14 protein-coding genes are annotated in these 18,422 nt (G+C 63.9%); all 14 read left to right on the top strand.

The features are described from left to right. Positions 1 to 16 precede the first annotated feature (16 nt). The 14 genes from DU505_RS11430 to DU505_RS11365 all read left to right on the top strand — a co-directional run bounded on the left by DU505_RS11430 (position 17) and on the right by DU505_RS11365 (position 18,404). A complete protein-coding gene (locus tag DU505_RS11430; RefSeq protein ID WP_181872805.1) occupies positions 17 to 1,894 on the top strand; it encodes an ATP-binding protein in 1,878 nt (625 codons plus the stop codon). Further along, positions 1,891 to 2,151, top strand: coding sequence for a hypothetical protein (locus DU505_RS11425; RefSeq protein WP_114479114.1), 261 nt, complete (start codon positions 1,891 to 1,893; stop codon positions 2,149 to 2,151). Before DU505_RS11430 ends, DU505_RS11425 begins: the two co-directional genes overlap by 4 nt. After that, positions 2,148 to 3,878 (top strand): eCIS core domain-containing protein, encoded by a 1,731-nt coding sequence (locus tag DU505_RS11420; RefSeq protein WP_114479113.1) that lies wholly within the window; start codon positions 2,148 to 2,150, stop codon positions 3,876 to 3,878. The genes DU505_RS11425 and DU505_RS11420 overlap by 4 nt, the downstream gene beginning before the upstream one ends. Further along, on the top strand, positions 3,875 to 6,073 hold the full coding sequence (locus tag DU505_RS11415) for an eCIS core domain-containing M35 family metalloendopeptidase (RefSeq protein WP_114479112.1): 2,199 nt from the start codon (positions 3,875 to 3,877) through the stop codon (positions 6,071 to 6,073). The genes DU505_RS11420 and DU505_RS11415 overlap by 4 nt, the downstream gene beginning before the upstream one ends. 66 nt (positions 6,074 to 6,139) lie before the next feature. Beyond that, positions 6,140 to 7,564 (top strand): eCIS core domain-containing protein, encoded by a 1,425-nt coding sequence (locus DU505_RS11410; protein WP_114479111.1) that lies wholly within the window; start codon positions 6,140 to 6,142, stop codon positions 7,562 to 7,564. A 7-nt stretch (positions 7,565 to 7,571) separates the two neighbouring features. Then, positions 7,572 to 8,228, top strand: coding sequence for a hypothetical protein (locus DU505_RS11405; RefSeq protein ID WP_114479110.1), 657 nt, complete (start codon positions 7,572 to 7,574; stop codon positions 8,226 to 8,228). Then, on the top strand, positions 8,225 to 8,587 hold the full coding sequence (locus DU505_RS11400; RefSeq protein WP_114479109.1) for a LysM domain-containing protein: 363 nt from the start codon (positions 8,225 to 8,227) through the stop codon (positions 8,585 to 8,587). The genes DU505_RS11405 and DU505_RS11400 overlap by 4 nt, the downstream gene beginning before the upstream one ends. Then, a complete protein-coding gene (locus DU505_RS11395) occupies positions 8,584 to 9,711 on the top strand; it encodes a hypothetical protein (RefSeq protein WP_114479108.1) in 1,128 nt (375 codons plus the stop codon). The genes DU505_RS11400 and DU505_RS11395 overlap by 4 nt, the downstream gene beginning before the upstream one ends. Beyond that, a complete protein-coding gene (locus DU505_RS11390; protein WP_114479107.1) occupies positions 9,708 to 10,217 on the top strand; it encodes a phage baseplate assembly protein V in 510 nt (169 codons plus the stop codon). Before DU505_RS11395 ends, DU505_RS11390 begins: the two co-directional genes overlap by 4 nt. 14 nt (positions 10,218 to 10,231) lie before the next feature. Next, positions 10,232 to 10,552, top strand: a complete 321-nt coding sequence (locus DU505_RS11385) for a hypothetical protein (protein ID WP_114479106.1) — start codon at positions 10,232 to 10,234, stop codon at positions 10,550 to 10,552. A gap of 4 nt (positions 10,553 to 10,556) precedes the next feature. Beyond that, a complete protein-coding gene (locus DU505_RS11380; protein WP_114479105.1) occupies positions 10,557 to 10,919 on the top strand; it encodes a GPW/gp25 family protein in 363 nt (120 codons plus the stop codon). Continuing rightward, positions 10,916 to 13,435: a putative baseplate assembly protein gene (locus DU505_RS11375; protein ID WP_114479104.1), complete on the top strand. Its 2,520-nt coding sequence runs from the start codon at positions 10,916 to 10,918 to the stop codon at positions 13,433 to 13,435. Before DU505_RS11380 ends, DU505_RS11375 begins: the two co-directional genes overlap by 4 nt. Further along, positions 13,432 to 16,254, top strand: a complete 2,823-nt coding sequence (locus DU505_RS11370) for a baseplate J/gp47 family protein (protein ID WP_114479103.1) — start codon at positions 13,432 to 13,434, stop codon at positions 16,252 to 16,254. Before DU505_RS11375 ends, DU505_RS11370 begins: the two co-directional genes overlap by 4 nt. Next, positions 16,251 to 18,404 carry a hypothetical protein gene (locus DU505_RS11365; RefSeq protein WP_114479102.1) on the top strand — a complete coding sequence of 718 codons (2,154 nt, stop codon included), beginning with the start codon at positions 16,251 to 16,253 and terminating at the stop codon, positions 18,402 to 18,404. Before DU505_RS11370 ends, DU505_RS11365 begins: the two co-directional genes overlap by 4 nt. The last annotated feature ends 18 nt before the right edge of the window (positions 18,405 to 18,422 follow it).

The following is an 18,422-nucleotide window of genomic DNA, read 5'->3' as shown; positions in this document are numbered from 1 at the left end:
AGGTAGGCCACGCGACATGACACTGGCAATGCTCCGCCAGGGACTGGATGCGGCCCTCGACAATGTCGCCACGCGGCTGCGGGCGCTGGCTGAAGGCAAGTCACTGCCCCCTGTTGCCATTCCCGAAGCCTCGGCACTGCCAACCATCGCCCGGACCTTCAACCTGAACGATACGGAGCTTGCGCTGATCAGTCTGGCAGCAGGCCATGAAACCGACCCGGTGATCGGCGAGTCGATCAAGGCTTGCAACGGCAGCGGCCACCTTGACCTCGCGCTGGCCAGACAGTTGTTCGGCCCGCAGGTGTGGGACCTGCTGTGTCCGGAGGCTCCGCTGCGCTTCTGGCGAATCGTCGAGCTGGTTGGCCAGGGGCCGCTGCACCAGAGACGGCTGCAGCTTGACGAGCGTATCCTGCACGCACTGCTCGGCACGACTTATATCGACGCCAGGCTGGAGGGGCTATTGCATCGCACCGTCGCCGAACCGGCCATCGGCCTGCCCGGACACCAGCTTGTCCGCGCTATAATCGCGGCATGGCGGACAACGGAGCGACTGCCGGTCATACTCCTCGGCGGCCCCGACCCGCTGTCCAAGCGAGCGCTTGCCGCCGCTGCGGCGGCGGAACTCGGGGTGCAGCTCTACCGCCTCCACGCCGCTGACATCCCGTCTGACTGGGCACAACGCTCCGCCCTTGCCGTCTTGCTCGACCGGGAAATGGCACTGTCCAACGCGGTAACATTGATCGAGACCGAGGCGGACAACAGCGCGGTCGCGGCAACTCTCACCAACCTGGTCACCGGCCCGACCATCCTCTCCGCCGTGGATCCGCCCCTGTCCGACCGCTCTCCCAGGTTGAGACTCGAGCTTCTCCCTCCCAGCCCCGATGAGTGCCGGGAAATCTGGCGCAACACTCTGGGCACAAGGGCCGACGCCCTCGGCACGGATCTCGACCGTTTGGCCACGCAATTTACCCTCGATGCACCCGCGATCGCAGCGGCCACGGCACTTGCCGCCAATCCCGAGACCCTCCCGGAAGCACTGGCGCCGACACTTTGGAGTGCCGCTCGCGCCCAAGGCCGCCGGGCACTGGACGGGCTGGCCGAGCGGATAGAAAGCAGCGCGAACTGGAACGATCTCGTACTGCCACCCGGTCAGTTGCAGGTGTTGCAGGACCTCGCCGGCCAGCTGCGCAATGCCTGGCGTGTCAACCATCGCTGGGGCTGGGCCGCCCACAGCCCCAGGGGTCTGGGCTCAACGGCGCTCTTTGCCGGCCCCTCGGGCACCGGCAAGACACTTGCGGCCGAGGTGATAGCCGGGGTCTTGTCCCTGGATCTGTACCAAATCGACCTGAGCCAAGTGGTCAGCAAGTACATCGGCGAAACGGAAAAGAACCTCGCCCGTATCTTTGCCGCTGCCGAGAACGGCGGCGCCATCCTGCTGTTCGATGAAGCTGACGCCCTGTTCGGCAAGCGCTCCGACGTCAAGGACAGCCACGACCGCTACGCCAATGTCGAGGTGAGCTACCTGCTGCAGAAAATGGAGGCCTACCGTGGCCTCGCCATCCTGACCACCAACCAGAAGTCAGCTCTCGACACCGCCTTCCTGCGGCGGCTGCGCTATATCGTGAACTTCCCCTTCCCTGACGCGGCGGCCCGCGCAGAGATATGGAAACGCATCTTTCCCGACGACACGCCCAGACAGGGGCTGGACCCGCAGGCGCTTGCGCGCCTGAGCATTTCCGGTGGTTCCATCCGCTCCGTCGCGCTCAACGCCACCTACCTGGCCGCAGCCATACCGGAACCGGTGCAGATGACACATATCCATCGGGCCGCCCGACGGGAGCTCGCCAAGCTCGAGAAATCCTTTACCGCAACGGAACAGGAGGCCTTCCGATGAGCCGTCCACAGCCCCGCATCACGCTGCATATCGACCGAGTCACCGTCACCGGCACAAGCCTGTCTCGCGCAGCCCTCTCGGCGTCGATCGCGAACGAACTACAGAGCCAGCTCAGCAAGCCCGATGTCGTTGCGAGGCTACGCAACGGGGGCTGGACACCGCGACTCGACGGCGGCTCCATTCAGGCCCGTAGCCCCGGAGAGAGCGGACTCGGTCAAGCAGTAGCGCAAGCAACCATCGGTGCCCTGAGTCAATGAGATCGCACAAGGCGCGCAACAACGATTCCCTCAGCGTCGCGGTATCTGCAACGCTGTCCACCCCTGGCCGCAGCCTCGGAGCGGAGCGCCAAGCTCTGGAAACTCAGCTCGGCGGCAACCTGAGCGCGCTCCGCATCCATGAGGGCCATGAGGTCGACCGGGTGGCCGGGCAGATGGGTGCACGCGGGTTTGCACTGGGACGGCATATCGCGCTGTCGCGCCGCGCCGCCGTCACCACGCTCATCCACGAGGCCGCCCATGCGCTGCAGCAGGATATGGCCGAGCCACCCAGTGGCGTGGTCCCGATAGCGCCGCACCATGATCCCACCGAAAAATCGGCCGCCGATGCGGCACAGGCCGGCGGACCTGTCGAGCGCGGACAAACACCCCGAATCCAATTCGACCTCATCGATCCAGGGCGCCTCGGAGAAGTACATGAAAGCGTTTTTATCCAGGCCCCGGGGGGCGGCAGCCTGCAGCCCTGGCAAGCCCCAGCCCCCGACCAAGCTGGCACGGCCGCGTTAATTCACCAACAGGCAAAGCGCGCAGTCCAACAACTCGTGCGTCAGAATCCAGCCAGTGTGGGTGGACAAATCCGCACGCGGACCACCGAATCCGCGCTCGAGACCGATGCTATCGATATCGACCAGCGGATTCGCGCCCGCTACCCGCAGATCACCCGTTCGGTCTCGGAGGCCGATCTCAGAAACGCGGTTGATGTCCTCGGCCCCGGAATCACCAGCGACCAGGACTTTCTGCACCAGTGGCTCGCAAACAAGCTGCGCGGGTGGACCGACATTGCCCAGTTCGACATTGACGACTCGGACCCGCGGTTTGTCGCCATGCTCGATAATATCCTGGCAGACGCTGACATCGACACGGAACTCCGCACACTTGCCAGTCGCCAGTCGGGCTTCCAGCGCGGCTCGGGCAGCTCCCGCGAAATTTTTATACATCGAGGTGTCAGCGACGCCGGGCGACGACCGGTGCTGGTTCACGAGCTGACGCATTTTTATTCTCACCCGAGCTATCTCGCCTGGGTGAACAGCACGACGGATCCCCGGCTGTACAACGAAGGCATGACCGAATGGCTGGCGCGCAAGGTTATGACAACGACTGAACTCACCGGTCGCACGTCTTATCAGGAACGCGTCGACAAGATAGACAACCAAATTGCCCAACACGTATCGGAGGATGATATCGCACGCGCTTTTTTCCTCGGCGAGGTGTGGCGGCTAGAGACGCGCAGTGCCGAGGCCCGCGACGCCTTCTCGGCCCAGACAGGGATCAGTGAATCTGACATCGAAGCCGAACAGCGCACCGCCTCGCGAACCGCCCCTGGACTCTTCCAGACAGTGCGCCCCGGCGCGCATTACCGGTTCCTGAATCTGGGCTTCGATCAAGCGCAACCGAAAACCGAACACGTCACTGCCTTCCAGGAAATCAAAACTGCGCAGCTCGACCCATCCCCGGAACGCAAGCTGCGTTTTGTCGGCCACGCGTCCAGCCCCGGCAGCGCGGACGTCAACCACAGGCTGTCGCGCCAGCGCTCGGTCGCCTTTTACCGAATGGCACGGCGTGAAGGCGTGCCCTGGAACCGTATGATCGACGCCGATAACCCGCCACATTTCGGCGAGGCGGTACCGACAGTTACCGAAGAAGACGCCATTAGCCGCGCCATGAACCGCCGTGTCGAGATGTTTCTTGTCCGAGGGAGCTCGCCATGACCGCCGCGGCCAAAACCTCAACAACGCCGGCTAGCGTGGAAGTTACAAGATTACCGACACAGCTAACTGACACGCCGGGCCCGGCAGCTTGGATTCAACGGGTTTGCGCCTGCGGCGCGGCGGCGGGTATTTCCGGCGAGTGTCCGGACTGTGCCGCCGCGAAGCGGCTGGGCCTGCAAGCCAAGCTCGGAATCAACCCTCCTGACGACCGCTGGGAGCGGGAGGCGGATCGTATTGCCGACAAAGTGGTTTCAGAGCACTCGCGGGCGCCGGAGCAGCCTCTTTCCGTGACACCATTGGTGCAACGGCAAGTTGATGAGGAAGAGGAGGAGGATCGGGAAGAGATACAGACCAAACCCTCCACTTCTCGCGGAATATCCCGAAAGGTCGCTGCCGCATCCAAAGCCGCTGCTGCACTGAACAGCGGCGGTCGTCCGCTTTCTTCAGCCGAGCGGACCTATTTTGAGCCACGCTTCGGACGCGACTTCTCCGCTGTCCGCCTACACGACGACAGTCGATCCGGCTCCGCCGCACGGGCCATAGGTGCACGCGCCTACACCCTGGGGTCGAATATCGCATTTGCACCGGGAGAATATGCGCCACACACACCGAGCGGCAGACGCCTGATCGCTCACGAGCTGACCCACACCCTGCAGCAAGAACCAGCCGCAGCATCATTGCAACGAGCCGAGTCAGGAGGAACCTTCCGCGGTTTCTTCCGCAACATCGCCTTGTTTTTTGGTGCAAAAGTCAGCGACTCCGAGATGGAAACCTACCTCAATCAGATCGAGGAGCTGGGGGGGCCCGCTCTCGATTACGTCAGCGATAACAAGGCGCTTTCCGTTGCCAATAGAATCGAGGCGGGTAATGGTCTCTTCGGCCATACCGACACAGTCGATCTGCGCAAGATACTGATTCTCGATATGCAGGACGGTGTCACATTCGGCGATGAGGAGGTGGCGATACTTTATCTCATGACATCACTAGATGCCCTGCAAATTATGCAACTATTTGAGGGACCCAATGCTCTCGACGCGAATACGTTGCGCTCAGATATTGATGGAGATAACCGACAACGCCTCGACAGTCTGTTAAACGCGCTCGGCATCTCCGCACAAGGTCTCGAGGCACAGGAAAACTACGAAGCCTGCCAGCCTGTTGAGCGTAACGCCATCGCGGAAGCCATGCGCCTGAGCCGAGCCGACATTGCCAAGGCCATCGAACTGCTCGAGTCCGACGGAGTGTCTGAAGCCGTCCGCAACAGCTTCTATCTCGCTTTTCGTGTGGAAGACCCCAGCACGGAGCAGATCAATACCATGATCGCCCGATTGAAGGCTGTCCGCGAAGGCGTAGGACGCGTCCACTACATTTGCGATCACGGCGAGGAGATGTCGAGCTCATGCAACAACGGCGCCGGGGGGCATGCATCGCTCGGACCTACTGGCAATGGCGTCAGTATCTGTTTCATGTCGAGTTCAGGCGAAAATGCGGCAAACCTCGCTGAGGAAACGAATGATGCAGCAAAGAGCAATCTCATCACTCACGAGGCAGCACATTTCTATTTGCGCGTTGACGACAACGGATACTTCGGCGATCAATGCGATGAAACCGAGTACGCCAGGAGCTGCCTCAACGGCACCCGAGAGAATTGTGGAACCTCTGGTCGGCCGGCCGATGAACGCTTTAATAATGCGGATTCCTACAGCTGTTTTGTCTTCTACCTCGCGAGACTCACCACTCAAGATCCTGAAGAGGAAAGCGCAAACGACCCCCTCACGGAACGTGCGGAAGCCTTTCGCGGTGCCAATCTTGACATCCAGATTGACTATCCAGAGAGCATTCTCGACGTGGCGCTCTTCAACGAGGTTTACATCGATGAACCCGAGCGAACTGAGCACTTCGTTGTGACAGGGGCGCCTGCGGCAAGCGGCTTCAGCTATCACTGGGCAATTGACGTGGGTGGCGAAAGTCTGCCTCTTGCCGCCGATGAGATCAGGGGCATGACGGTCAAGCCGATTGCCTATGTGCCCGAAGAGACCAAGGAGCGGCTGCGCAACCTTCATGACGCCGGTGAAACAGAAGCAGAAGTCGTCCTCAACACCACACTTTATCGCGACGCTCCAGAATCCTCATCAGTGGAAAGGCGCCTACGGGTTCGGCTCGTGCCCGGTGAAGCTAACCTGGGGATTTTCTGAGATGACCGCGATAGATCTCATCACCTATTTGCTGCGCTCTTTTGAACTCGCAAAGAGGACGAAAAAATGAGTGCCCGAAAAGCCCATGATTCCGTAGCGACCTCAGTGTCAATCCGAGAGATGGCCGATGCCTTCTCTCGGTACAGCAAGACAACAACCCCTCCTCATCTTCAGATCCAGAGGTCCTGCGACTGTGGAGCCGAAACTGAACTATCAGGTAAATGCGCATCATGTGCTACCGAGGAGAAATACGGCATACAACCGAATCTCACCATCGGCCCTCAGGACGACGCCTTTGAGCAGGAAGCCGACGAAATCGCCGATCAAGTGGGCGCTGGCGACTCAACTGCAACCTCTCCCCTCCCGAGTGCTGCTGTCGCTAAGGGTGGACAGCCTCTCTCTCGCTCTGAGCGGACTTTCTTCGAACCCCGTTTCGGCCGCGACCTGTCCCACGTGCGTCTCCACAGGGACACCGCGGCAGCCGAGGCTGCTCGCAACTTGAGCGCACGCGCTTTCACGCTGCACAACCATATCGTCTTTGCCGCCGAGCAGTACCGGCCCGACTCCATCGAGGGCCGGCGACTTATCGCACATGAACTGACCCACACGCTGCAACAGGGATCAAGCAGCACCATCCGCCGGTTGCCTACGATTCCAGGAATGAATGACGGTCAGCGGCGGAGCGCCACCCTTGATTTCCCGGACCGGCTACCGCATATGGACGATCCGCGCGGCCCCGGTCCCCACTCGACACTGACCTACGCTCAATCCCGCGAACTCAATCGCTGTATAGATGCAATGGGTGACGGCGAAGTGGCGCGGGCGGAATGCGCGCACATGGTGCTAGGGACCCCGTTGCCGGAATGGAGATCGGTCGCCGGCATCTCCTCTCCCGTGCCCTTTCGCTCTCACGTGTCTTCGGCAGGTGCAGCCACACTTCGAATCGGGCTGGTCAACCTGACGATTCTGCCGGATGCCCAGTCGGACGACCCAGCCATGCAAGACAGGGCTGAGACAGAGATCCGCCCACAGACATTGGCAGCCGGAACACATCTGGTAGAAGCAGACACAATGAATGGCCGTGCGACGTCGTTTTCGGTCAACCCCGCTGCTTTCAATCTCACCATCCAGACAACCTACGGCCCCGGGGTTACAGCGGCGTCGACCTCCGGCTACGGCCGCGGCACGACAGAGGCCGATGAGCGAACCGAATCGACTTCGCTGGGCTTTCACGAAGGCGAACACGGCCGCGATTTCATCAATTTTTTGCGGAACAATCCCTATCCCGAATTCACCGGCCACAACGGCCAGAGTGCCACAGCCTTCAGCGCCCGGATTACTCAATTCGAGACTGCACTGCAGGATTACGTCCGGCGAATGAACCGGGCATCAGTACTGGCCACGGATTGTGTGGGAACAACTATCGACGACTACAACGCCGACAACGGCACAGCCACGACCACCTGCGTGGTCTCAACGGGAAATCCATGAGGCTAATATGACTGGCTTCCCGAACTCTCCCAAACTCATTCGCGCCGGCCTGGTGCTGATCTCGCCCGACAACGGTTCGGTAGAGCGCATCATCACGCTGCAATACGCCCCCGAGACCCTCTCCAGGCAGTTGGAAGCCCAGGCGATCGAGGACGGTGGCGATCGCTCGCAACCCTTGCGCCTGACCGGGCCGGCCAAGGAGACGATCACGCTGGAAGCAGAAATCGACGCAACGGATCAGCTCGAGTTTCCCGCGCAGAACACCATCATCACCGAGTCGGGCATCTTCCCGGCGCTTTCGGCACTGGAAACCATGGTGTACCCGTCCTCGGCACAACTGGAACGACAGAATGCCCAGGCGGCAGCCGGGTCTTTCGAGATCGCACCGGCAGAAACGCCGCTTGCGCTGTTTGTCTGGAGCGCGCGCCGCATAGTGCCGGTGCGGCTGGATTCGCTGCAGATCACCGAGGAGTTTTTCGACCACAATCTCAACCCCATCCGCGCCAAGGTGTCGCTGTCGCTGCGGGTGCTGTCGGTGGACGACCTCGGCTTCGGCCACCGCGGCAGCGGGCTGTTCATGGCCTACCTTCAATCCAAGGAGCAGCTCTCTGCCAAGTTCGCCGGCGGCACGCTCGACGCTCTGGGCGCGGGGAGGCTCGCATGAAGAACCCTATCCAGGCCATGTACGAGGCGGGCATCGTAGAAGCCACCGATTTCCCGGCCGACAGCCGTTACCACGGCGTACCGACCCGCTACTTTACCGCCCCCGACGGGCGGCAACTCCCCTATCTGACCCGCCGGTTCGTTCCCGCTCCCGAGAGGTTCGCGACCATGGGCTACCGGATGGTGGCCGAGAGCGAACGGCTGGATCAGATTGCTGCAGAGACCATCGGCAACGCAGTGGCCTTCTGGATGCACTGCGATGCCAACCGGGCCATCTGGGCCGAGGAGCTGGAAGTACCCGGCCATGAACTGCGCCTGACTTTACCCGAGGGTGTGCCGACCGCGGAGGAGGGATCGTGATCAAGGGCATCGACCTGTCCCTGCTGTTTGGCCCGGGGGTGCCGGTAGCCGCGCCGCGCGCGGTGATCGAAGCACTGCAGTCCGTGAAGATCGAGGAGAACGCCGGCGCGGTACAGTCGGGATTCGATCTGATCTTCGCACTGGACAAGGACTCACCGCTCAACACTCTGTTTCTGCTCGCTGGCGGTTCGGCACTGCCGATCCTGCGCGTAGCCCTGATGGCAACCATCAACGGCAGAGCGACGGCACTGATCAACGGCGTGGTAACCAGGACTGATCTCAACCCGGGCTCTGGCGGTGCGCCGAGTACCCTATCGGTCAAGGGCAAGGACCTGACCGCGACGATGGACGAGATCGATTTCTCCGGCATTCCCTACCCGGCCATGCCGCCCGTCGCGCGGGTGGCACTCATACTCGCAAAATACGCCTGGCTGGGTGTGATCCCCCAGGTGATTCCCAGTCTCGAAGGCCCGCCGCTCCCAACCGAGAAGATCCCACGTCATCAAGGCACCGACCTCGCTTACATCCGCTCCCTGGCGGAGAAAGCGGGTTACACCTTCTTCATGAAACCGGGGCCGGCGCCGGCCACGTCTATCGCTTACTGGGGTCCCGAGATCCGCATCGGCGAAGTCCAACCCGCCCTTACCGTCGACAGTGGCTTTTCCACCAACACCGAGGAGATGAGCTTCAGTTTCGACAAGGAGGGGGTAGAAATTCCCGTGGTCTATATTCAGAACCCCCAAACCAAGGTGCCGATCCCGGTGCCCATTCCCTCGTCGATCCCCTTCCAACCGCCACTGGGCCTGGTACCACCGATCCCGCCGAAAATTGCACGGCTACAGGACACCGCGCGCCTCAACCCCATGGAGGCACTGGTGCGCGGTTTCGCCCACGCGGCACAGCACAGCGACGCCGTCAGCGGCAGAGGCAGCATCGACGTGCTGCGCTACGGCCGGATTTTACGGGCGCGCAACCTGGTCGGCGTGCGTGGGGCGGGGAGGGCTTTCGACGGCGTGCACTATGTCGATAGCGTCACCCACGACCTCAGCCGCGGCAGCTACAGACAATCGTTCACCCTCAAGAGGAGCGGGCTCCTTCCGGCCCGTACATCGGTGTCGGTATGACGGAACACTACTACGGCAAATATCGCGGCACGGTGGTAAATAACGTGGACCCGATGCTGACGGGCCGCATCCAGGCCATCGTGCCGGATGTCTCGGCAGTGGCACTGACAAGCTGGTGCATGCCCTGTTTCCCGGTATCGGGCGTCCAGACAGGCGCACTCGGTGTGCCGCCCATCGGCGCCGGCGTCTGGATTGAGTTCGAACAGGGCGACCCCGACTCACCGATCTGGACCGGCTGCTATTACGGCTCCGCCGCGGAGGTCCCGTCGCTTCACCAGCTTACCCCGCCGGGGGTCAGTGCCATGACGATTCAGACGCTGCTGCAGAACGGCATTACCGTCACCGACCTGCCCGGCCCCACCGGGGGGATCGTGTTGAAAACGGCCGCCGGCGCATCGCTGATCGTCAACGACACCGGCATCTATATCCAGAACGGACGCGGTGCCTCGATCGTTATGACGGGCCCGACCGTCACCGTGAACAACGGCGCACTGACCGTCATTTGAAAGGGAGACAAGCCATGTCAGGTCCCATTCTGCACCTCGGTGCCACCGTAACCTGCTCCCATGGCGGACAGGCCCTGCCGGTCACACCATCGACCCGGGTGCTCGTCTCCGGCCAGCCCGCCGTCGCCCAAGCCTCGCCCTGGACCGTCGCCGGTTGTGGCTTCGCCCCCCCCGGCGGCAACGGCCCCTGCGTCAGTGCCAGCTACGTGGTGGCAGCGTCCCGGGTACTGATCGAGGGCCAGCCCGCGGTACTGCAATCCTCCGTCAGCATCTGCGCCCCGACCGGGACACCGCTTATCCCGGTGCAGGCCCAGACGCGCGTAATCGGGACATGAGGCCATGCAGATCGACTTTCCCTATCACTTCGACGGCCGCGAGCGCACCTCGGAAACCTCCGAGGAGGACCACATCCGCGACCTGATCGAGCAGCTCCTGTTTACCAACCCCGGCGAGCGGGTGAATCGCCCCGACTTCGGCGCAGGCATCTATCAATTGCTCTTCGCCCCCGCCAGCACTGAACAGGCGGCAACCACCGAGTTCATGATCCGCGGTGCACTGCAGCAGCATCTCGGCCAGCGCATCGTGGTGGGGGACATCACCGCCCAGGCGGTGGATGCCACCATCCATCTCACCATCGCCTATCAGATCCTGCGCAGCGGCGCATCGAGTTCCGCCAGCTTCAAGGTGGGAGGTGGCCCATGATCTATCACTGCTGTGATCCTCGGCGGCGCGAGCGCGTGCTGCAGGCGATCACCGATGGTAGGGCGATCAACGGCATCGATTTCCTCGAGGCACTTGACCGCGAGGCCCCCGCCGATACGCCGGCGCAGCGCACACTGCTGCTACGCTTCCTCGATACCGCACCGGCGCTGGCGCTCGAGAACTTCGAGCTCAGCGGCGGCGAGCGCATCACTGACGTCGAACTCGAGTGGGTCACTCGCGCCGACGCGCCGAATGCCGCACTGGCCGAGCCGGGACTGATCACCTATCTCGCCACCCTCCCCGCCCCCGAACAGGTGCTGGTGTTGCGCACGTCGTCCACAGGCGACCACGCGGGCTACCGGCTCCGCCTCGTCGTCTCGCCGGGCGCTCTGGTTCCACCGCCGGGGATCGACCAGGTGCTCTCCGAGATCGACTTCTCCTTCAAGGTCGAATGCCCCACCGATTTCGACTGTGCCCCGCTGCATGCCTGTCCCGAGGAGCCGGTCGAACAGCCCGCGCTCTCCTATCTGGCCAAGGACTACCAGAGCTTCCGCCGCCTGATGCTGGACCGCATGGCCCAGCTCATGCCCGACTGGCGAGAGCGCAACGCGGCGGACCTGGGCATCACCCTGGTCGAGGCGCTGGCTTACACCGCTGACCGCCTCTCCTACGCCCAGGACGCGGTGGCCACCGAAGCCTATCTCGCCACCGCCCGACGGCGCTCCTCGGTGCGCCGTCACGCTCGGCTGGTGGACTACCGGATGCACGACGGCGCCAACGCGCGCGTGTGGGTTCAGGTGCAGTCATCCGCGGATGGCATCACACTGCAGGCTGGAACGCGCTTCCTGACCCGGGTAAACAGCTTCGAACCGGTAATTCCCGAAGACGATGAAGAGGCTGCCCTGCGCCTGTCGCCGCTGGTTTTCGAGTCTCTGCATGCCAAGACCCTGACTGTCGTGGAAAACGCCATGCCCTTCTACGAATGGTCCGACGCGGAATGCTGCCTGCCCGGAGGGGCGACCCGCGCCACACTCGCCGGCGACTATCCCAGTCTCGCCCCCGGCGATGTGCTGATCTTCGAGGAGCGCCTCGGCCCGCGTACCGGACGCGCCGCCGACGCGGACCCAGCCATTCGTCACGCGGTGCGTCTGACCGCGGTACAAGCGGGTGAGACCGACGTGCTCGAAGGCGCGCCAATCACCGAGATCCGCTGGGCCAAGGAGGATGCGCTGCCCTTCCCTTTCTGTCTTTCCTCCGAGCTCGACGAAGCCGTTGGCGGCGGACTCCAGCGCCAGGTTTCGCATGCGCTCGGCAATGTGCTGCTCGCCGACCACGGCCAGACCATCGCGGACGAGGCGTTGGGTGTCGTGCCACAGTCACATCTACAGTTGGTGCCTGAGGCCGGCGGCGGCCCCTGCGCGCCCCCCGAAACGCGCACCGTACCGCCGCGCTTTCGCCCACGCCTCGCCGAGGGTCCGATATCGCAAGTCGCCCCTTTCGACGAGCCTGCACCGTCCGCCTACGCCGCCACCCACCCGGACCTCATGAGCCGCCGGCCCAAGGTCGTTCTTCTCTCGGGCGAAGCGCCCATGCAGGAGGAGTGGCAGGCCCGACCCGATCTGCTCCAGTCGTTCCCTGAACACACTCATTTTGTCGTGGAGACCGAAGCCGATGGGGCCGCCTTGCTGCGTTTCGGCGACAACCGCAATGGCCGCCGCCCTGCAACCGGTACACCCTTTGTCGCCGGCTACCGCGTCGGCAATGGCCGCCGCGGCAATGTCGGCGCCGGGGCCATCTCCCACGTTATCAGCGGTTTTTCCGAGATCACCGCCGTTCGCAATCCCATCCCCGCCAGCGGCGGCCTGGATCCGGAATCCATGGAAGATGTCCGCCAGGCCGCACCCTACGCCTACCGCCGGCAACAACGTGCGGTGACACCCGAGGACTACGCCGAAATGGCCCGACGCCATCGCGACGTCCAGCGCGCCGCGGCGACCTTCCGCTGGAATGGCCACGGCCACACCGTCTTCGTCACCGTAGATCGCTTCGGCAACCGACCCGTGACACCGGAATTCAAGGCGGAACTGCGCGAGCAACTGAACGCGGTGCGCATGGCGGGGTACGACCTGGAGATAGACGCGCCGCGCTTTATCGCGCTCGAAATCGGCCTTTTCGTGTGCGCACACCGTGACCACTTCCGCTCACAGGTACGGCAGGACCTGTTACGCGCGCTCGGCGCAAGCCGCAATCCGGACGGCAGCACGGGCTTCTTCCACCCGGACAGACTGACCTTCGGCAACGCCGTCTATCTCAGTGCAATCTACGCCCGAACAATGGCGGTCGAGGGCGTCGCCTCGGTAGAGGCTCGACACTTCCGCCGACGGGGCAGCACCCGCACCGAGGCGCTGGAAAATGGCGTGTTGGCGTTCGGGCGGCTGGAAATAGCCCGGCTCGACAACGACCCGAACTACCCCGAGCACGGCACCCTGGAAATAGAAATGGGAGGCGGAAAATGAGCGGCGCACCCATCCGCGTCGGGCACCCTGATGCCGGCGTGACAACATCGCCCTGCGGCTGCTGCGACGGAACCGCCCTGGCCACGCTACAGCCGACGGAAAACCGCCCAAACCTGTCGGCCATCGCCTTTCGTGCCGGCGACCACGCCAGCTTCAAGGCGACAATGCTCACGAACCTCGCGTCCGCCGCCCACCCGGCACTTGCCGAACTGCGCACCCGCGAGGACGATGACTTCTCCATCGCCCTGATCGATGCCTGGGCGTCGGTCTGCGATGTACTGACGTTCTACCAGGAGCGCCTCGCCAACGAAGCCTACATGGGCACGGCCACGGAGCGGCTGTCGGTGGGCGAACTCGCACGACTGATCGGCTACCGCCTGCACCCCGGCGCGGCCGCCGAAACCGATCTCGTCATCCTGATGGAGGATCCACCCGGCGCCGCTCCCGATGTCTCCGATCTGCTGGTGCCCGCCGGTACCCACGTGCAGAGCCAGCCGGGGCCGGACGAATCCCCCCAGGTGTTCGAGACCCTCGCCGACCTCGACGCCCGGGTCGCCTGGAACACACTGCGCCCGCGCCTGACGCGTCCGATTCTGCCCGGGAACGGCGACAACTCCGCCTGGGCCGAGGGCACGCCGGCGCTGCAGGTCGGCGACGCCATCGTTTTCATCTCACGCGAAAGGAGTGACCAGGATTTCTTCGGCTTCGACGTCAATTCCACGCTGTGGGATTTCCGCTTCATCACCTCGGTGGAAACCGCCGCCGACGGCCAGCGAACCCGCATCACCTGGAACACGGCTCTCGACAGCGTGGCGACTGCGGGCAATCAACCGACCCCCGGTCTGACGCTCTATCAGTTGCGCGAACGGGCCTCACTGTTCGGCCACAACGCGCCACATCCCCGGGTTCTGTCAGAGGAAATTCGGGAAAGCTTCGGCTTTATCAGCGATGAACTTCCAATCATCGAGCCAGGAGAGCCGATCCCCGAACCGTCACCATCGGTCATTCGCGGTATCCCCGAACACCCGGGAGATTGGCACTTCACACTTGCCGCGGGCACAGGGATCACGCTCGATACGGTCTACAAGCCGTTTGTCCCCCACAGCTGGGCACTGCTCTCACTCCGCTCCGGCCTCGAAGAGCTGTACCGGATAGAAGATGCCAAGGCGGACACCGAGGCGAGATATGCGATAGGCGGGCGCACGACCCGCCTGACTCTGGACAAGTCCGGTCAGATATCTTCGTTCGCGGAACAATACCGGCGTGTTGCGGTGTACGGCGGAAGCCAGGAAATTCCGCTCGCCGAGACCCCACTCGACACATGGGTGGCGGGCGACAAGATCGAACTCGATCAGGCAATGGATGACCTGCCGGAGGGGCGCAAGCTGATCCTCCGCGGACTCCGGGCGCAGCTACGGGTGACGGCTCAGGTTGTCGGTCTGACAGCGGATGACGGTGCCATCCGCGGAGTCACCAGAGGTGCAATTGTCACGCTGATGGATGACCCTGTCCCCCAAGGGGCCGCTCTACGTTTTCACCTGCGTGATGAAACCGGTTTTATCGGTACCGCCGTCGAGCCGCCCACCGCGCTCGAGCCGGTTGCCGCGCCTGAAGACTCCGAGGAAATCGCGCTCGCCGCCACCTTGGAGCGGATCGTCGCCGTGGACGCCAGCCACTCCCGCCTGGAGCTGGCGGAACCTCTCGGCGCCGCTTTCGACCGCACCAGCCTGCGCATCCACGCCAATGTCGTCCGCGCCGCCCACGGCGAGGCGGCCGCCGAGATACTCGGTAGCGGCAATCCATCTTCACCTTACCAAAAGTTCCAGCTCAAGCAGGCCCCCGTCACCCACCGCCTGGCCCCCACCGAGACCGGTGTCGAAAGCACCTTGCAGCTGCGTATCGATGGCGTGGAATGGCGGGAGGTCCCCGACCTCTACCAGCGCGGCGCAGCAGCCCGGGTCTACAAGACCTCGCTCACGGACGAGGGCAAGACGGTGATCGAATTTGGGGACGGCATCTCCGGCGCCCGCCCTCCCGCTGGCCGCGACAATATCGTCGTCGAGCACTCCCGCGGCCTGGGGCGCGACGGCAACCTGCGTGCGGGGCAGTTGACGCTGCCTCTCGACCGCCCGCTCGGACTCAAGGCGACCGACAACCCGCTGCCCGCAGCCGGGGGCGCCGATCCCGAAGCCACCGAAGAGGCCCGTATCAACGCGTCCTTATTTACACTCACCCTGGGCCGGGTGGTCTCGCTCACCGACTATCGCGATTTCGCGCTCAGCTTCCCCGGCATCGCCAGGGCCGAGGCCCGCTGGGTCTGGCAGGGGGAGACAAGACGCATTCTTGTCACCATCGCCGGCGAGGGCGGCGCCACTATTGCGCCCCGCTCCGCCACCTTCAGCAATCTTCTCGACGCACTGCGCAACCTCGGCGACCCGCTGGTGGGCGTGGACCTGCTTTCCTACCAACCGGCCAGTTTCCGGGTGGGGCTCAAGGTCGCGGTGGACAGCGCCTACGACAGCGAAACCGTGCTCGCCGCCACCGAACAGCGGCTGCGCCGGGCATTCTCCTTCGCCAGCCGCGGTTTCGGCGAGGTGCTGAGTCTCTCTGAAGTCGCCGCCGCCGCGCACAAGGTGGAGGGGCTGAGGGCGGTCGACATCGACCGGCTGTACCGCACCAGCAGCCCGCAGACATTGCCGATCGCCCATGCGCGCCTGCTTTCCCTGGGCGCGCGCCTGGGCGCAGACGGCACGCTGCTGCCGGCCGAGATACTCACCCTGGCCCCGGGCCCGCTGGACAAGCTGGAGCTGATGGCATGAACCGGATCACCCCCGAAGCCCTGTACCGACTGCTGCCCGCCGTCCATCGGCTGCGCGACGCCGATGAAGGTGAGCCGCTCAGGGCACTGGTCGCGGTCCTCGCCCGTGAGGGGGCAGTGGTCGAGGAGAATATCGAGCAATTGCTCGACAACCTGTTTATCGAAACCTGCGCCGACTGGGCTTCGCCCTATATCGGCGGCACTATCGGCTACCGGGCGCTCTACGAATTCGAGGGTGCCGACATCAGCAACCGCGCCGAAGTCGCCAACACCATCGGCTACCGCCGTCGCAAAGGCACCGCCGCGGTGCTGGAAGCCCTGGCCCGCGACGTCACCGGCTGGCCCGCTCATGTGGTGGAGTTCTTCCAGACCACCGCCACCTGCCAGCATATGAACCAGGTACGGCCGGCCCACCACCTGACGCCCGACCTGCGCGATCCGCTGGACTTGGAGCCGTTGGGTCGCGCCTTCGACAACATCTCGCACACGGTGGATGTCCGTTCGATCCAGCAGACCCGGTCACGCAGAAGCCTCGGTGGCAAACACAATTTTGCCAATATCGGACTCTTCCTCTGGCGTCTGATCCCCATGCCCCACATCCACGTGCCGGCGACTGAATGGGACGGCCGCCGCTACCTCTTCGATCCACTGGGTGCGCCGCGCCAGCTGGTGAATCTGCCCCAGCCGGAGCAGAGCATCACCTCGATCTCGCGCCCCGAGCATGTGCCCGGCGATATCTCCCGCCGCACGCTGCACGCCGATCCCTCTCTCTGGTACGGCCCCGGCCGCGCCTTCGAGATCTTCGTGGACGATCAACCGGTGCCATTGGCGCATATCCAGGCCTGCGATCTCTCCAATGACGGGCCGGGCTGGAACCACTCGCCCCACGACGCCATCCCCGGAAACAACGCACCGGTGCGCGTCGATCCCGCGCTGGGCCGTATCGCTTTTCCCCTCGAGGAACCCGGGGAGGTGCGCACCCGTTTCCACGCCGGTTTCCCCGCCCGTATCGGCGGCGGCCAGTACAATCGCGCGTCCACCCTGAAGCGCCATCCCGGGCAGACGCTGATACGCTATCCCAGCCCCGATCATCCGAATCTTCAGAGCGCCATCGACGCCGTAGCGCCCACTGGCGGAATCGTCGAGATCACCACTTCGGATGTGTTCGCCGAGAGCCTCGCCATCGCGGTCGAGCCCGATGTCGAACTGATCTTGCGCGCGGCCAACAACGTACGCCCCATACTGCGCCCGCCCGCCGCCATACAGATCACCGGCGGCGCCGAGTCGCGGATCGTGCTCAACGGCCTGGTCATCGAGGGCTTCCCCATCGAGATTCTGCCCACCGGGGACGGCGAATCGCCCAAGTCCATGACCCTGCGCCACCTGACCCTGATCCCCGGCCTCGCGTTCACTGCCGCTGGCGATCCCCAGAGCCCGGGCGCCACCAGCCTGGCAGTCACCACCAGCGGCCTCGAACTCACCATCGACCGCGCCATCTGTGGCCCGATCCGCATGCATGAATCCACCAACGCGGATATCCGCGACAGCATCGTCGACGCCGCCGCACTGCCGGCCCGCAACAGCGCAGAGGGGCTCGCCATATCCGGCCCCTCCGGCGAAGGCGACCCCGCGGGTGCCTTGACGATTGTCGCCAGCACCATCATCGGCCGCCTGTTCGCGCGCAGCTTCCCGCTGGTTTCCAACGCCATACTGCACGCGCGAACCACCGACGGCAGCGCACCGGTCCGCGCCCTGCGGCGGCAGCAGGGCTGCATGCGCTTCAGCTTTGTACCGCAGGCCTCAGTGACCCCGCGCCGCTACCGCTGCCAGCCGCAACTCGCCATCGACCAGGCGGTGGCCACGGCGGAAGCCAAAGCCGGCGGATCCATCACCGCCGCGGAAAGGGCACTGATCCACTCCCGAATCCTCCGCCGAATGCGTCCGGGCTTCGAGGCGCAAAGCGCCAGTCAACCCGCCTATGCCCAGCTTCGCCTCGCCAGCCCACTGGAGATCCGCACCGGCGCGTCGGACGAGGGTGAAATGGGTGCCTTTCATCTCCTCGCCGCGCCACAACGCGAGGCCAACCTGCGTATCCGGCTGGAGGAGTACCTGCGTTTCGGCCTGGAAGCGGGGATCTTCTACGAAACATAATTTTCTGCAACGTATCAG

The organism is Billgrantia montanilacus, from assembly GCF_003336675.1.
Taxonomy (GTDB): domain Bacteria; phylum Pseudomonadota; class Gammaproteobacteria; order Pseudomonadales; family Halomonadaceae; genus Halomonas; species Halomonas montanilacus.
The sequence above is the reverse complement of the archived record's forward strand: the minus strand, read 5'-3'. Positions and strand labels throughout refer to the sequence as shown.

What these genes read in the sequence shown, in the direction of transcription:
- DU505_RS11430 (WP_181872805.1), top strand. Translation starts at nt 17, where the DNA reads ATGACACTGGCAATGCTCCGCCAGGGACTGGATGCGGCCCTCGACAAT.
- DU505_RS11425 (WP_114479114.1), top strand. Translation starts at nt 1,891, where the DNA reads ATGAGCCGTCCACAGCCCCGCATCACGCTGCATATCGACCGAGTCACC.
- DU505_RS11420 (WP_114479113.1), top strand. Translation starts at nt 2,148, where the DNA reads ATGAGATCGCACAAGGCGCGCAACAACGATTCCCTCAGCGTCGCGGTA.
- DU505_RS11415 (WP_114479112.1), top strand. Translation starts at nt 3,875, where the DNA reads ATGACCGCCGCGGCCAAAACCTCAACAACGCCGGCTAGCGTGGAAGTT.
- DU505_RS11410 (WP_114479111.1), top strand. Translation starts at nt 6,140, where the DNA reads ATGAGTGCCCGAAAAGCCCATGATTCCGTAGCGACCTCAGTGTCAATC.
- DU505_RS11405 (WP_114479110.1), top strand. Translation starts at nt 7,572, where the DNA reads ATGACTGGCTTCCCGAACTCTCCCAAACTCATTCGCGCCGGCCTGGTG.
- DU505_RS11400 (WP_114479109.1), top strand. Translation starts at nt 8,225, where the DNA reads ATGAAGAACCCTATCCAGGCCATGTACGAGGCGGGCATCGTAGAAGCC.
- DU505_RS11390 (WP_114479107.1), top strand. Translation starts at nt 9,708, where the DNA reads ATGACGGAACACTACTACGGCAAATATCGCGGCACGGTGGTAAATAAC.
- DU505_RS11385 (WP_114479106.1), top strand. Translation starts at nt 10,232, where the DNA reads ATGTCAGGTCCCATTCTGCACCTCGGTGCCACCGTAACCTGCTCCCAT.
- DU505_RS11380 (WP_114479105.1), top strand. Translation starts at nt 10,557, where the DNA reads ATGCAGATCGACTTTCCCTATCACTTCGACGGCCGCGAGCGCACCTCG.
- DU505_RS11375 (WP_114479104.1), top strand. Translation starts at nt 10,916, where the DNA reads ATGATCTATCACTGCTGTGATCCTCGGCGGCGCGAGCGCGTGCTGCAG.
- DU505_RS11370 (WP_114479103.1), top strand. Translation starts at nt 13,432, where the DNA reads ATGAGCGGCGCACCCATCCGCGTCGGGCACCCTGATGCCGGCGTGACA.
- DU505_RS11365 (WP_114479102.1), top strand. Translation starts at nt 16,251, where the DNA reads ATGAACCGGATCACCCCCGAAGCCCTGTACCGACTGCTGCCCGCCGTC.